Raw genomic sequence first — 14,509 nt, 5'->3', positions numbered from 1 at the left:
GATCCAGACCATACTGAGAGATGTGGACCGCTTTGTCAACTCTTGTGTCCTAAGAGGCCACAATGCGGTCAATTTTGCGGTGCTCGACGGCGAACTTGCTGCTATTCATTGATTTCTTTAGGACACAAGAGTTGACTAAGGGACAACTTCACGTTGTCAGAGAGGTCGAATCGTGTCGCAGGAAGAGCGCCCAGCCATCGTCGGACCGGTAGACGCAACGCGCGTTCCCCGCTATTGCGGGCCGGAGACCTTCGCGCGACTCCCTCGCGCCGACGAGGTGTCCCGCGCAGACGTCCTCGTCGTCGGCGTGCCCTTCGATTCGGGCGTGAGCTACCGCCCGGGCGCCCGGTTCGGTCCGGGGCACATTCGTGCGTCGTCGAAACTGCTGCGGCCCTACAACCCGGCGCAGGACGTTCACCCGTTCGGCGTCCAGCAGGTCGCTGACGCAGGCGACATCGCCGTCAACCCGTTCGACCTCTCGGTTGCCATCTCGACCATCGAGGCGGAGTCGGAAAAGCTGTGCGAGGACGGCGCGTCACTGGTGACACTCGGCGGCGACCACACGATCGCCCTACCGCTCCTGCGCACTCTGAGTCGACTGCATGGACCGATCTCGGTCCTGCACTTCGATGCTCACCTGGACACTTGGGATACCTACTTCGGTGCGCCGTACACCCACGGGACCCCGTTCCGCCGGGCCAGCGAGGAAGGCTTGCTCGATCTCGAGCACTGCCAGCACATGGGTATTCGCGGACCGCTGTATGCAGCCGCCGATCTCGAAGACGACAAGACGCTGGGCTTTCAGATCGTCCGGGCCGACGACTACGAGGTCGACGGCGTGCGCGGCGCGGTCGATCGCATGCGTGCTCGGCTCGGCGACGGACCGGTCTATGTGTCGATCGACATCGACGTTCTCGATCCGGCCCATGCGCCGGGAACTGGGACGCCCGAGGCAGGCGGGCTGACCAGCCGCGAACTGCTCAACACGCTGCGCGGACTGAAGGGGCTCAATGTCGTCGGTGCCGACATCGTCGAGGTCGCGCCGGTCTACGATCATGCCGAGATAACCGGAGTCGCTGCGGCGCACGTTGCGTACGAACTGATCTCGATCTTGGCGGCCAATCGCAAGTAGCGGCGTTAGCATGAGCCGTGACCTCCCTGCCCGACTTCCCGGTGATCGATCCCCATATCCACCAGTGGGATCCCTTCACGTCACCACGGGCAGCGACGCGCCCGGCGAAGATATTGCGGGTGGCTCCGTTCCTGAAGTGGGCCCTGATCAAGGCGCTTCCGGTCAGCGACAGTGAGTTCGTCGGCGATCCCAGCTTCGTCATCAAGCCATATCTTCCCCAGGATTACACAGACGACGCAAAGCCACTGCAGGTGTCGGCGATCGTCCACGTCGAGGCGGGCTGGGAGGGCAAGAACCACGCCGCGAGCGTCGACGAAACACGTTGGGTCGCAGCGTTACCGTTCGGTGGACGCGCGCCGAAGTTGGGCGGGATCGTCGTCCACGCGGACCCCACCGAGCCGGACATCGGCGCTGTGTTGGACGCACACCTCGCTGCGAGCGACTTGGTCCGGGGCGTGCGGTGCATCGCAACCCACCATTCCGATCCGCACGTCAGAAGCTGGGCGAAAGACGACCACCTCCTCACGAGCACAGCATTCGTGACAGGGTTCGCCGCGCTCGCCGAGCGCCGGCTCACTTTCGACGTGTGGCTGTACTCGCATCAATTGCCGGAAGCGGCGGCGCTGGCCAAGGAGTACCCGGAGACGACGTTCATTCTCGATCACTACGCCACCCCCGTCGGACTGTTCGGGCCTCGCGGAAAGCACACCGGCCGCAGCGCGAACGATCGCGCCGGCATCCTGGAGCGCTGGCGCGACGACATTGCTGCGGTCGCCGAATTGCCGAATGTGGTCGCCAAACACTCCGGACTGGGAATGCCGCTTCTCGGTGGTGCTCTGTCGCAGTCGCGTGCCGCGCTCACCGACGCGTTCGGCCCGCTCGTGACCTATACCCAGGAAATGTTCGGTCCGGACCGGACGCTGTGGGCGTCAAACTTTCCGATGGACAAGCCGACGATGCAGTTGCCCGACAGTGTCGCCATCCTTCAGGACGTACTGGGCGATCAGCTCGATCCACGAAAGATGTTCCGCGACAACGCGGCACGGGTGTACTCGATCTCTTAACGCCTCGCGGTATGCGGGAGCGCCGGACAGATCATCCACAGCACGGTGGTCGTCGGCGCGGAAGTCGGTACCAGAAACGCCCGCGGCGACGCGGGGTCGAAGGTCAGCGCGTCACCCGAACCGAGCGTCACGACGCCGTCGGCGAAGCGCACCTCGAGCACCCCTTCCACGACGAAGACGAACTCCACTTCGCCGGGTAGCGGATACGGCTCAGAACCGCTACCGCCACCAGGGGCGATCTTCGACAGCAAAACTTGGATGCGACGTTCGGACTGCGGAGTCAGCAAGTACTCCGACAGGGCGTGGCCGCCGAACGAGATCGCCGGGTACTCGCCCGCACGAATCACGCTGCGGGTCGTCGACGTCTCGAACAAGTTCGACAACGGAATGCCCAGCGCCTCGCTGACCCGCAGGAGGGCAGCGACCGACGCAGTCGAACGTCCGCGTTCGACCTTGGACAGAAAGCTCTTGGTGAGACCGCTTGCCTCGGCAAGAGATTCGATCGTCATACGTTGCGCTTTGCGTACCGCGCGGATGCGAAGGCCGACTGCAGCAGCAGGTTCGGGGTCGCTTGTCTGCGCCGCCATCGCTACCTCCTGCCGATCGATACGAGAATCGATCGTACCCACCGGGAGCGACCGTCCGGACTGTTGTGGCCTGATCGCGACATCACGGCTGGCGCGCGATGATTGCGAGGAGCAGCTCAGCGCGGACCCGCGCTATGTCGAGGTTGCACCCAAGTAGCGACTCCGCCAACGTGATTCGCTTACGCAGCGTGTGCCGGTGAACTCCGGTCGCCGCCGCGGCAGATTCCCAGTGCCCATTCGCTTCGAGGAAGGCGCGCAGCGATGGGACGAGTTCGGTCCCGTGTGCGCCGTCGTACTCGAGGACCGGGGTCAGCATCGTCTCTGCCAGTGCATTCAGAATTTGGCGACTGGCATCGAACGACAACAGCGCTCGCCCGGTGAGCGCACCGAACTCCAACGGCAAGCCCCCGCGCTCCGCGGCCGACGCTGCAAGCTTCGCGTGCTCGATGGCCTGCAGGAGGTTTTCGACCTGCTGCGGACCGCTCAGCCCGACGCGGATCAACTTGCGCACTGGACTGCTGATCTCCGTCGCCACTCGGCGCGCAAATTCGGGTCCCTCCGTGCCCGGCAGAACAACGGTCACTTGGCGGTCCTGCGCTCGCATGAACAGCGGCCGACCGAGCGCACCGATCGCTGCCGCCACGACGGTCTGCGCTTCCTTCGCCGCCGGTGCGGTCTCACACGCAATGATGAGCACGCGGATTCGTCCCGATGTATCGCCGGCCCGCGCGAGCTGCACCCATGCCGGTGCGAGATCGACATCCGCGCTCATCAACAGCCCGAGGGCGTGACTGTTCAGCTCGTTCTGGGCCGCCTCGAGCTTGGCGGGTTTCTCGAAGTCCAATGCGAGCAACGACGTCGCGTGGCCGAGCAGGATCTGATCGATCGGACTCAGTGGCGCGCGACTCACGACGACCAGGTCACCGTGGACGGCGTTGCCCACGCTGATTCGCTGAAAGGTCAGGGCGGCACCCGAGCGGTCCATCGACACGCTCGACGACAGCGCCGACGCACCGTCCGCGACTGCTGCCCGGACGGCGGCAAGCAGCGACGCGTCGAGCGATTCGGGATGACATTCGACGACCTTGCCGGCTGGATTCAGGACCAGCACCTTCGAAGTCAACGACCTGGCCAACTCCTTGACGATCGCGCGCGCTCCACCGTAGACGACAGCCCGGGTCATTCGAGGTTGCGCCCGCGATGCTCGGAGCACCGCGTCGTACTCGAGCTCTGCCAATCGTGCGGTGACTCGCTTCACCACGGCGGCGAACGGGGTCGGCAGTGGTACCTCGAACAGCGGCAGGCCGATGTCGTCGGCTGCGGAAACAAGATCGGCGGGGATCTGCCGGTGCGTCAGGCCGATACCGAAACCCAGTGCGGCAACGTTGCATTCGTCGAGCCCGCGCAAATACGCCACGCGGTCCGCTGTATCGGCGGGCAATCGAATTCCGGTGGTGAGCACCAGCTCCCCGCCGGAAAGCCACCGGAACGGATCGGGCAACTCGGTTGCCAGGGCAAGGGTGATCTCGCGGGCAGTGCCCGTTGCCCCACCGCGAAGCTGCAGCCCGAGATCGGACTGCGCCAACACCCAGCCAACGGGGACGCTCACCGATCGGAGTGTACAGAATGTTGAAGACTGGTTGAAGATTTGTCCAACTTGTCAGGGGTCAGCTCTCTGTGGTGCAGCGCACACTATCTAGAAGAATTCCAAACAACGCCCCTTGAATAGGAAAAACGGATAACCGTGGCCGATACATTCCATCCGCTCGATCCGCTTGCCTCCGAAGAGTTCACGAAAGCCGCCGCATTGCTCGGCGCCGCACACGATGTCGGCCCCGGTTGGCGGTTTGCCTCGATCGAACTCGCCGAGCCGTCGAAGGCCGAAGTCGCTGCGTTCGACACAGACGGGACAGTTCCTGACCGCCGCGTCCACGTCGTCTGCTTCGAGCGCGCGACGAACAAGACGTACAAAGCGCTGCTGTCACTCACCGACGAATCGGTGTTGTCGTGGACGCACATTCCCGGCGAACAGGCGAACTTCACCGTCGACGAGTGGGAGGAGTGCGACAAAGCGCTCCGGAGCCACCCGGGTGTGATTGCGGCACTTGCCGATCGCGGGATCACCGACATGAACTTGGTCTTCATGGATACGTGGACCTACGGCGACGTCGTCATGCCCGAGAAGTACAAGGACCGCCGAATCGGCTGGTCCGACACGTGGGTGAAGGCCGCCGAAGGCGCAAATCCGTACGCAGGCCCGGTCAACGGCTTCCACTGCGTCATCGACGTGAACACCATGGAACTCCTCGAAATCGAGGACACCTTCCGGGTCGACACTCCCGAGATCATGGGCGAGTACGTACCGCGCCACATTCCCGAGCGGATTCGTAACGCGAGCACCCGAGAGCCGCTGAAGGCGTTGGACATCACCCAACCCGACGGACCGTCGTTCACGATCGAGGGCAACAAACTCGAGTGGCAGAACTGGTCACTGCGAGTCGGTTTCAACTATCGCGAAGGTATGACGCTGCATGCCGTGAAATACAACGACAACGGCAAGGTGCGCTCGATCGCGAACCGGCTCTCGTTCGCGGAAATGATGGTTCCCTACCGCGATCACTGCGACGACCACTACCGCCGTACCGCATTCGACATCGGCGAATGGGGCATCGGCTTCATGACGACATCGCTCGAATTGGGGTGTGACTGTCTAGGGGAAATTCGCTACCTCGATGCCGTGCTGCACAACAGCAAAGGCGAGCCGTACACGATCAAGAATGCGATCTGCATCCACGAGGAAGACGCGGCTGTGCTGTGGAAGCACGTCGACCACGACGGCGCCGAAACCCGCCGCATGCGCCGCCTCACCGTCTCGTTCCACGTCACCGTCGCGAACTACGAATACCTCACCTACTGGCGCTTCTACCAGGACGGCAACATCGAATGTGAGGTTCGCGCAACGGGAATCATGGTCGTCAGCCACTTCCCCGAGGGTGGGACGCACCCGCACGGCACCCTCATCGACAACCGCACCTACGCCCCGTATCACCAGCACTTCCTCGTGGCCCGCATGGACCTCGACGTCGACGGCACGGACAACACCGTCTATCAGACCGAGACCGAAATCGTGCCCATGGGTCCGGACAACCCGTACGGACTTTCCTTGCGGCAGAAGAACACTCCGTTGCGTACCGAGGAAGAAGGTAAGCAGGACTTCAACTGGCAGACCCAGCGGGCGTGGAAAGTCGTCAACGACAACACGAAGAACGGACTCGGCACTTCGCCTGCCTACAAGCTCGTTCCCGGTGCCGCGATTCCGCCGATGTTCGACCCGGCCTCGCCGATTCTGGCGCGGTGCAAGGCAATCGAGCACACCGTCTGGGTCACGCCGAACTCCCCTGAGGAGCGCTGGCCTGCAGGCGAATTCGTCAACCAGAGCAAGGTCGACCACGGTCTGCCCGAATGGACCGCTGCTAATCGGCCGATCGAGAACACCGATGTCGTGCTGTGGTACGTCTTCGGCATTCACCACATCACACGGCCGGAAGACTGGCCGATCATGCCGGTCGACACGGTGAATTTCTGGCTGAAACCGGTCGGCTTCTTCGACCGCAACCCGTCGATCGACGTTGCACCCAATCCGCCCAAATCGTGTCACGCCGACGGCGGCGACCACGACCACCACCATCACTGACCCGATCGGACCCAAAACATGAGGCTTGTTGTCGGCTATCTCGCCACCGATGGTGGCGCTGATGCTCTCGCGCTCGGAGTTCGGCTCGCCCGAACTCTCGGCGCGGCCATAGATGTGTGCATGATTCTCCCGCCCGATCGAGTGCTGCCCTCGCTCGTGCCAACGGGCGGCTACGAAGACGTACTTGCCGAGCAGGCGGAAAAGTGGTTGGCCGAGGCCGCGGCGACGGTCCCCGACGATGTCGAGGTCGCGACTCACGTCGTGTTCGACGAGTCCTTTGCAGAGGGACTGATCGGCGAGGCCTTGCGTCTCGAAGCCGAGGTGATCGTCGTCGGTGGCGCCGGCGGCGGGTTGATCGGTAGCCATTCCCTCGGCTCGGTCGTCAACGAGTTGCTGCATTCCGCGCCGGTCCCGGTCGCATTGGCACCGCGCGGAATTCGGCATTCGGGCGTGCAGAAGGTCCGCGAGGTCACCTGCGCAATCGGCACCCGACCGGGTGCCGACGTTCTGCTGCGGGCCGCCCTGCGCGCCAGTGAGGCCGCCGGAACACCGTTGCGCTTGGTCTCACTCGTCGCGCTCGATCCGCTGCACACCACGCGGCGAACCGAAGACACTCCGGACACCGTCCGGAATCGTGCACAGGAGCACGCGCACCAGACTCTCGAGGTTGCCAAAGCAGTTCTCCCCAAGGACTTTCCGGTGACGTCCGAGATCACCTACGGTCCTACCGTCGAAGCTGCCGTCAACAAGCTGGACTGGCACGACGGCGATCTGATCATGGTCGGCTCCAGCCGACTTGCCCAACCCCGCCGATTGTTCCTTGGTTCGACCGCCGCGAAGATGCTCAGAGTCCTTCAGGTCCCCATGGTCGTTGTTCCGAAAGAGGAGTTGACCGAGCATGACGGATAAAGCTGCGCTCGATGCGCTGAAGTCGGTCGAAGCCGCAGAGGGCTTGGTCTCCAAGGGACTCGCGGCCGGCAAGATCGGCACCATAACCGGTGCAGTACTGGGCATTTCGACGGTCGCGCCGGGCTACACACTGACCGCCAGCATCGGGCTCATCGTCGCTGCAGTCGGACTGAAGATGCCGGCGATCCTCATCGCCGGGTTCGTGCCGATGTTCCTCACCGCCTACGCGTATCGGGAATTGAACTCACGGGCACCTGATGCGGGGGCATCGTTCACCTGGTCCACCAAGGCGTTCGGTCCGTATGTCGGCTGGATGTGCGGCTGGGGCATGGTGATGGCGACGATCATCGTGCTGTCGAACCTGGCCGCTATCGCGGTCGAGTTCTTCTATCTGTTCATCTCGGAAGTCTTCAACAAACCCGAGATTGCCGACTGGGCGCACAACGATGTCGTCAACATCGCATCGACGTTGGCCTTCATCGCAATTGCAACGTGGATCTCCATGCGTGGCATCACGACCAGCGAGAAGGTCCAGTACGTTCTCGTCGCCTTCCAGATGGTCGTCCTCGTAGGTTTTGCGGTCGTCGCACTGACCAAGGTCGCATCCGGCGACGCGCCGGCCGACCTCAGCTTCGACGGCGACTGGTTCAACCCGTTCACCGGACTTGCCATCAGCGCGTTCGCAATCGGTGTCACCGGGTCGATCTTCGCCTTCTGGGGCTGGGACACCTGCCTGACGCTCGGCGAGGAATGCAAGGACCCGACTCGGGTGCCTGGCCGTGCCGGACTGCTGTGCGTGGTCTCGATCTTGGCCACGTACTTGCTCGTCGCAGTCGCCGTGATGATGTACGCGGGCACCGGCGAAGAAGGTCTCGGACTCGGCAACGAAGAGAACTCGTCGAACGTCTTCGGCGCGCTCGCCGACCCGGTGTTGGGCAGTTGGTGGGGTCCAGTTCTACTGCTTGCCGTTTTCGCTTCGGCGGTTGCGAGCCTGCAGACCACGTTCCTTCCCGCCGCTCGGACGATGCTGGCGATGGGCGCCTACGGCGCATTCCCGAAGAAGCTTGCCTCGGTCAGTCCGCGCTTCCTCGCACCGTCGTACGCGACGGTCGTGGCTGGTGTCATCACCGCGATCTTCTATACGGTCGTCAGCTTGCTCTCCGAGCGCACTCTGCTCGATACCATTGCGGCCCTTGGCATCATGATCTGCTGGTACTACGGCATCACGGCCTTCGCCTGCGTCTGGTACTTCCGCAAAGAGCTGTTCACGAGTCTCCGTAACTTCGTGTTCAAGGGGATCTTTCCCCTTCTCGGCGGCATCATGCTGGCAACCGTTTTCGTGATCTCGGTCCACGAAAGCATGGAGCCGGAGAATGCGAGCGGCGCGGCGATCGGCGGCATCGGACTCGTGTTCTACATGGGCTTCGGAATCTTGCTGCTCGGCGCGGTGCTCATGGTCGTGATGCGCTTCCGCAATCCCGACTTCTTCCTCGGCCGGACGCTCGCGACGCATTCGGCACCGGCAGAGGCTGAGCCGGCAAATACCTGAACACCTCGTGAGTCTTTTTGGAGTCTATGGACTCCAAAAAGACTCACGACCAGGTCAGGACGCCTGAGCGAGCCAGCCGAGGACGAGGGTGCGCAGACCGAATTCGAAGGCCGAGTCTGCGCGCTCGGGGTTCGGGGTGGACGTGGCAAGGGCGGCGCGCATCGCGTCGTTCGCTTCGGCGACGTCCGCCCATACCTCTTCGGGAGCAGCGAGGTCCAGGGCCGATCCCAGGACGAAGCTGTCGAGGGTCGTAATGGCCGCCAGCACCTCGGCGGGCCGGAAGCCGCCATCCGAAAAAGCCTGCGCGAGTGCGTTGTACATCGCGAAGGCAACCCCGGTACGGACCGTTTGCGATGTGAGTAGCGGGATCAGCCGGGGATGTTTGGCGTAGCTGCGCCGATACTCGCGGGCGAGCCGGGTGACCGTCTCGCTCCACTCCTCGCCCGGCTCGCCGTCGACCGACACCCCTGCCATCACCCGCGCTCGCATGTACTCGATGATCTCGGCGCGTCCGCTGACGTGGTTGTACAGCGACGATGGCCGCACACTCAGCTTCTCCGCGATGCCGGGCATCGTGAAATCGCCGGCAGCGTCGACCGCGCGTAGAGCAGCGTCGGTGATGATCGCCGTCGACAGGATCGGCTGCGAAGGACGCGGCATCGAAATTTTCCTTACCTCTTGATTTGCGAGCTCACGCACACCATACTTAACGAATCCGATTCGTTTTATCCCACCGGATCAATTCCAAGGAAGCACCATGCAGACCATCACCGCACTCACCCCGCCCGTCTCGCTCACTCGCGTGACCGAGACCGACCGAGTGCCGTTGCGTGTAGGAGTCGTTCAACATCACTGGCACGACGATGCCGACCTCCTTCGGCAGGAACTGACAGATGCGATCGGCCAGGCCGCCGAACTCGGCGCCAAGGTGGTCTTCCTGTCCGAGATCACCCTGATCCGCTACCCCGCAGACGTGCGCGCAAGCGAAAACCCCGGTGCCGCAGCCGAAGATCTGCTGACCGGCCCCACGTTCACCTTCGCCGCCGACGCGGCGGAGAAGCACAACGTGTGCGTGCACGCGTCGCTGTACGAGAAGGCCGAAGCAGAAGACGGTCTCGGCTACAACACGGCGATTCTGGTGTCGCCGAAGCGAGAACTGTTGGCCCGCACCCGCAAACTGCACATCCCGGTCACTGCCGGGTACTACGAAGACACGTACTTCCGCGGCGGTCCGGCGGTCGATCCGTATCCCGTCCACACGCCCGCCGAGTTGGACGGCGCCCGTATCGCGATGCCGACCTGCTGGGACGAGTGGTTCCCCGAGGTCGCTCGCATGTACTCCCTCGGCGGGGCCGAGATCATCGCGTACCCGACGGCAATCGGGTCCGAGCCGGACCACCCGGAGTTCGACAGTCAGCCGCTGTGGCAGAGCGTGATCGTCGGCAACGGAATCGCCAACGGCACCTTCATGATTGCGCCCAACCGCTACGGCAGTGAAGGGCTCATCACGTTCTACGGTTCGTCGTTCATCTCCGATCCGTACGGCCGCATCCTCGTGCAGGCCCCCCGCGACGAATCCGCCGTCCTCGTCGCCGACCTCGACCTCGCACAGCGCAAAGACTGGCTGACGCTGTTCCCCTTCTTGATGACACGCCGCCCCGACACCTACGGCGCGCTCACCGCTCCCGTCGCGACCGCGCAGCCCATCGGAGCGCAGTGATGTCGTGGCGCATGCCCGCAGAGGGCGAACCGCAGGTCCGTACGTGGATGGCATTCCCTTCGGCCGGGTACTCGCTCGGCGACACCGCCGAAGAGCACCACGAGGCGCGCAGCACGTGGGCCGCCGTCGCACATGCCATTTCGGAATTCGAGCCGGTGACCGTCGTCGTCGACCCGGACGAAGTGACGTATGCGAAGAAGTACCTGTCGGCCGGCATCGAGACCGTCGAAGCCCCACTGAACGACGCGTGGATGCGCGACATCGGTCCGACGTTCGTCCTCGACGAGAACGGCAAGCTCGGCGCGGTCGATTGGGTCTTCAACGGCTGGGGCGCCCAGGAATGGGCGCGCTGGGACCGCGATGCGAAGATCGGCAAGCTCATCGCCGAACTCGCTGGTGCCGAACTGATTTCGTCGCCCGTGGTCAACGAAGGCGGCGGAATTCAGGTCGATGGTCAGGGCACCGTCCTGGTCACCGAGACGGTCCAGCTCGATCCGGGCCGCAATCCCACTCTCACGAAGGCCGACGTCGAAGCTGAGCTTGCTCGGACGATCGGTGCGACGGACGCAGTGTGGCTGCCCTACGGTCTGCACCGTGACGAGGACGAATTCGGCACGCGCGGCCACGTCGACATCGTCGCCGGATTCGTCGCACCCGGCGTGGTCATCGTGCACGATCAGCAGCATCCCGGCCACCCGGACTTCGTTCGGAGCAAGGCATTCACCGATCTGCTCGGCGAGCGGTTCGAGGTCGTGAAAGTGCCGGCGCCCAAAACAATTCGCGACGACGAGGGATACGTCGACTACAGCTACATCAACCATCTCGTCGTCAACGACGGCGTGATCGCCTGCAGCTACGACGATCCCAACGACCCCGTCGCGGCGGGCATCTTGGCCGACGCATACCCGGGGCGCAAGGTCGTCACGGTGGACGCGCGACCGTTGTTCGCGCGTGGCGGTGGGATTCACTGCATTACGCAGCACCAACCCAAATGAGGGGCTACGCAGCCGCGCTGATGATGTTCGGCGCGGCGTCGCATCTCGTCCTCGCAATCCTGCACTTCGGCGCATCCCCAGTCGTGGCAATGTTGCTCGGCGCCATGTCCGCATGGTGCCTGCATTGCGCGCTGCACCTGTGGAAATCAGGGTCCGCGCGGTCATGGGCAACGGCCGCAGTCGGCGGGTTCGGCATGATCGTGCTGCACGTCGGGCTCATGACCGTCCCACGCCCGACTGGTTCATCAGGCAACCATCACGCAGCCGGACCGTCCCACCTCGACGGTCTGATGACCATGTCCATGGCCGTAGGAATTGTCGCCGAGGTCGTTGTCATTGTCGGCGCAATAGTCGTGAGTCCTTTTGGAGTCTATGGACTCCAAAAGGACTCACGAGGTTAGACGAACGCGCCGCGACCGGTGAGCGATCGGCCGACGATGAGGGTGTTCATCTCGCGGGTACCTTCGTAGGAGTAGATCGCCTCGGCGTCGGCGACGAAGCGGCCGACGTTGTGCTCCAAGAGAATTCCGTTACCACCCATCAGTTCCCTGGCCCAGCCGACGGTTTCGCGCATGCGGACCGTGCAGAATGCCTTCGCGAGGGACGAGTGGCGATCCTCGGCTACGCCCTCGTCCTGCAGGGCAGAGAGTCGAGCGCACAATGCGAGCGACGAGGTGATGTTGCCGAGCATCCGGACCAGCAGATCCTGGACGAGCTGGAAGCTGCCGATCGGTCGGCCGAACTGTTCACGCTCGCAGGCGTACCGAAGCGCGTTCTCGTAAGCGCCTCGTGCACAGCCGATCGCCATCCACGCCACCCCGGCGCGCGTCACACGCAACACCTCGGCAGAGTCTTTGAAGGAGTTGGCGTTCTGGAGCCTGTTCTCCTCTGGAACCTCCACGTTGTCGAGCGTGATGAGCGCGTTCTGGACGATTCGCAAGGCAATCTTGTGTGATTGCTTCTCGGCTGTGAAGCCCGGTGAACTGTTCTCCACCACAAAACCTTTGACTTGACCGTCAGCAACGTCCTTGGCCCAGATGATCGTCAAGTCGCTGAAAGTCGCGTTGCCGATCCACTTCTTCTGGCCGTTCAGAATCCAGGTATCCCCGCGTCGCTCGGCTGTGGTTCCCAGCCCACCCGATGCCCCCGATCCGACATCCGGCTCGGTGAGACCGAACGCGCCGATCTTGTCGTAGCGAGCCATATCGGGCAAGAACCGTTCGCGCTGCTCATCGTTGCCGCAGAGGTAGATCGACCCCATTGCGAGCCCACCGTGGACGCCGTTGAATGTCGCGATCGACGAGTCGGTGCGGGCCAGCTCCATCGCGACCATGCCGTCGAGCAGGAAGCTGCTGCCACGGCAGCCGTAGCCTTTGTATGGCAGACCGCCCAGACCGAGCTTGGCGAAACCGGGAATGACGTCGAAGGGAAATGTCGCAGCCTCCCAATGCGAGTTGACGATCGGGGCGACGTCGGCTGTCGTCCAGTCGCGCACCGCGTGTAGCAATGCACGGTCGTCGTCGGCCAGCAGGTGCTCGAACGAATAGAAGTCCGAGGTGTCGATGTCGGGCTTGGTGCTCATGGACTTACTCCTGAATTTCGAAGAAACGAGACGATGACCGGCGCGAGTTCGGGAGCATTCGTCACAAGGTCGATATGCCCGCCGGAGTGGGTGTGCAAACGCGAATGCGGCATCAGCCGGTTCATGATGCGCGCGTTGGCAACTGGGATGATCGGATCGTCGGTGCCAGCGACGATCAGGGTCTGCTGCCTGATCACAGGCAGCGCGGGAAGGCTTGTCCAGACCGAACCCGCGAGCAGTTGGTGGAGATAGCCGACCTTGGACCCGGCATGCAGCTGTGCGAGGAAGATCTGTGCGACGTCGTCGCCGTGCTCACGGACCTTTCCGCCGTAGAGTTCGCCGGCGATCGACGCTGCATAGTTCGGGTCGCGAAAGCGACGTGGTGTCAGCATCTTTGCCAACACCCGGGGATGACCTGGCACCATCAGCACACCGGTACCCGTCGCGACGAGAACCAACCGGCGGCAGCGGCGCGGGTTCTGGAACGCGAACTGCTGCGCCAGCGCACCGCCCCACGACAGCCCGAGCACGTCGACGACGTTGAACCCCAGTTTCGTCAGTGCCCGACCGAGCACCCAGGCCAGATACGGAAAACCATAGGGTGCAACGGATGTGGGCGAACCGCCCGTGCCCGGGACGTCGAAGCGGATGACCGTGGTGTCGGGATCCAGTGCCGCAACGAAGGGTTCGAGCACTTCGAGACTTGCTCCGATCCCGTTGCACACCACGAGCGGCACACCGTGTCCGTGCCGGATGTTGACCCTGATCCGCTGCCCGCCGACCGCGAGATAGCGCTCCTCGTAGTGGCTCACCGGTACAGCACCACGACGTCGGCAATGCATGCCGGTCGCGAACCGCCGTCGACCTCGTAGGTCAACCCGAACACCACCTCGATGCCCGCGGGTTTCTGCTGTGCCGAGGTCACGGTCACGGTGGCGCGCAGCCTGGCACCGACGGGCACCGGCGACGGAAAGCGGACCTTGTTGAGCCCGTAGTTCAGCGCAGCGGTCACGTTGTCGACCGTCAGCACCTCTTCGAGGATCTTCGGCGCCAGCGAGAGGGTCAGGTAGCCGTGTGCGATCGTCCCGCCGAACGGTCCGGCGGCGGCGCGCTCGGGATCGGTGTGAATCCACTGATGGTCGCCGGTCGCGTCGGCGAATCGATTGACCTGGTCTTGGGTGATCTCGTACCACTCGGTGGTGCCGACTGTCTTTCCGGTGAGTTCGAGTAGGTCTGTCGGTTGAGCGAGACGTGTTGTCATGTCGAATTTCCTTTCG

At 63.5% G+C, this 14,509-nt stretch carries 14 protein-coding genes; 8 read left to right on the top strand and 6 right to left on the bottom strand.

Going from position 1 to position 14,509, the window contains the following annotated elements:
• Window positions 1–172: 172 nt before the first annotated feature.
• Window positions 173–1,132, top strand: coding sequence for an agmatinase (gene speB / locus FGL95_RS11075; protein ID WP_169586547.1), 960 nt, complete (start codon window positions 173–175; stop codon window positions 1,130–1,132).
• A 17-nt stretch (window positions 1,133–1,149) separates the two neighbouring features.
• Window positions 1,150–2,196, top strand: coding sequence for an amidohydrolase family protein (locus FGL95_RS11070; protein WP_338079813.1), 1,047 nt, complete (start codon window positions 1,150–1,152; stop codon window positions 2,194–2,196).
• Here the strand turns inward: FGL95_RS11070 and FGL95_RS11065 are convergent.
• Window positions 2,193–2,783, bottom strand: coding sequence for an XRE family transcriptional regulator (locus FGL95_RS11065; RefSeq protein WP_169586545.1), 591 nt, complete (start codon window positions 2,781–2,783; stop codon window positions 2,193–2,195). The genes FGL95_RS11070 and FGL95_RS11065 overlap by 4 nt on opposite strands.
• An 82-nt stretch (window positions 2,784–2,865) precedes the next feature.
• On the bottom strand, window positions 2,866–4,392 hold the full coding sequence (locus FGL95_RS11060; protein ID WP_169586543.1) for a PucR family transcriptional regulator ligand-binding domain-containing protein: 1,527 nt from the start codon (window positions 4,390–4,392) through the stop codon (window positions 2,866–2,868).
• 135 nt (window positions 4,393–4,527) lie between these two features.
• Between FGL95_RS11060 and FGL95_RS11055 the strand changes: the two genes are divergently transcribed.
• From FGL95_RS11055 to FGL95_RS11045, 3 genes are read left to right on the top strand one after another with little or no spacing between them, the layout of a single operon-like run.
• Complete coding sequence (locus FGL95_RS11055) at window positions 4,528–6,477, top strand: primary-amine oxidase (protein ID WP_169586541.1); 1,950 nt, start codon at window positions 4,528–4,530, stop codon at window positions 6,475–6,477.
• 18 nt (window positions 6,478–6,495) lie between these two features.
• Window positions 6,496–7,386: a universal stress protein gene (locus FGL95_RS11050; protein WP_169586539.1), complete on the top strand. Its 891-nt coding sequence runs from the start codon at window positions 6,496–6,498 to the stop codon at window positions 7,384–7,386.
• Window positions 7,376–8,935: an APC family permease gene (locus FGL95_RS11045; RefSeq protein ID WP_169586537.1), complete on the top strand. Its 1,560-nt coding sequence runs from the start codon at window positions 7,376–7,378 to the stop codon at window positions 8,933–8,935. The genes FGL95_RS11050 and FGL95_RS11045 overlap by 11 nt, the downstream gene beginning before the upstream one ends.
• Window positions 8,936–8,989: 54 nt before the next feature.
• Here the strand turns inward: FGL95_RS11045 and FGL95_RS11040 are convergent, their stop codons facing one another.
• Window positions 8,990–9,595, bottom strand: a complete 606-nt coding sequence (locus FGL95_RS11040; protein ID WP_169586535.1) for a TetR/AcrR family transcriptional regulator C-terminal domain-containing protein — start codon at window positions 9,593–9,595, stop codon at window positions 8,990–8,992.
• Between the two features lie 97 nt (window positions 9,596–9,692).
• Here FGL95_RS11040 and FGL95_RS11035 point away from each other — a divergent pair, with 97 nt between their 5' ends.
• The 3 genes from FGL95_RS11035 to FGL95_RS11025 are packed head-to-tail and all read left to right on the top strand — an operon-like array spanning window position 9,693 to window position 12,051.
• Window positions 9,693–10,655 (top strand): nitrilase-related carbon-nitrogen hydrolase, encoded by a 963-nt coding sequence (locus FGL95_RS11035; RefSeq protein WP_169586533.1) that lies wholly within the window; start codon window positions 9,693–9,695, stop codon window positions 10,653–10,655.
• On the top strand, window positions 10,655–11,650 hold the full coding sequence (locus tag FGL95_RS11030; protein ID WP_169586531.1) for an agmatine deiminase family protein: 996 nt from the start codon (window positions 10,655–10,657) through the stop codon (window positions 11,648–11,650). The genes FGL95_RS11035 and FGL95_RS11030 overlap by 1 nt, the downstream gene beginning before the upstream one ends.
• A complete protein-coding gene (locus FGL95_RS11025) occupies window positions 11,647–12,051 on the top strand; it encodes a hypothetical protein (RefSeq protein WP_169586529.1) in 405 nt (134 codons plus the stop codon). Before FGL95_RS11030 ends, FGL95_RS11025 begins: the two co-directional genes overlap by 4 nt.
• Here FGL95_RS11025 and FGL95_RS11020 read toward each other — a convergent pair.
• From FGL95_RS11020 to FGL95_RS11010, 3 genes are read right to left on the bottom strand one after another with little or no spacing between them, the layout of a single operon-like run.
• Entirely contained in the window at window positions 12,048–13,232 is a 1,185-nt protein-coding gene (locus FGL95_RS11020; protein WP_206071728.1) for an acyl-CoA dehydrogenase family protein, read from the bottom strand. The two genes, FGL95_RS11025 and FGL95_RS11020, sit on opposite strands and share 4 nt — an antisense overlap.
• Window positions 13,229–14,074, bottom strand: a complete 846-nt coding sequence (gene phaZ, locus FGL95_RS11015; protein ID WP_169586527.1) for a poly(3-hydroxyalkanoate) depolymerase — start codon at window positions 14,072–14,074, stop codon at window positions 13,229–13,231. Before phaZ ends, FGL95_RS11020 begins: the two co-directional genes overlap by 4 nt.
• The gene (locus FGL95_RS11010) at window positions 14,041–14,493 is read right to left on the bottom strand and encodes a MaoC family dehydratase (RefSeq protein ID WP_169586525.1); all 453 of its coding nucleotides are present in this window, start codon (window positions 14,491–14,493) and stop codon (window positions 14,041–14,043) included. Before FGL95_RS11010 ends, phaZ begins: the two co-directional genes overlap by 34 nt.
• Window positions 14,494–14,509 lie beyond the last annotated feature (16 nt).

This window comes from Antrihabitans stalactiti, from assembly GCF_012932915.1.
Taxonomy (GTDB): Bacteria; Actinomycetota; Actinomycetes; order Mycobacteriales; family Mycobacteriaceae; genus Antrihabitans; species Antrihabitans stalactiti.
The sequence above is the reverse complement of the archived record's forward strand: the minus strand, read 5'-3'. Positions and strand labels throughout refer to the sequence as shown.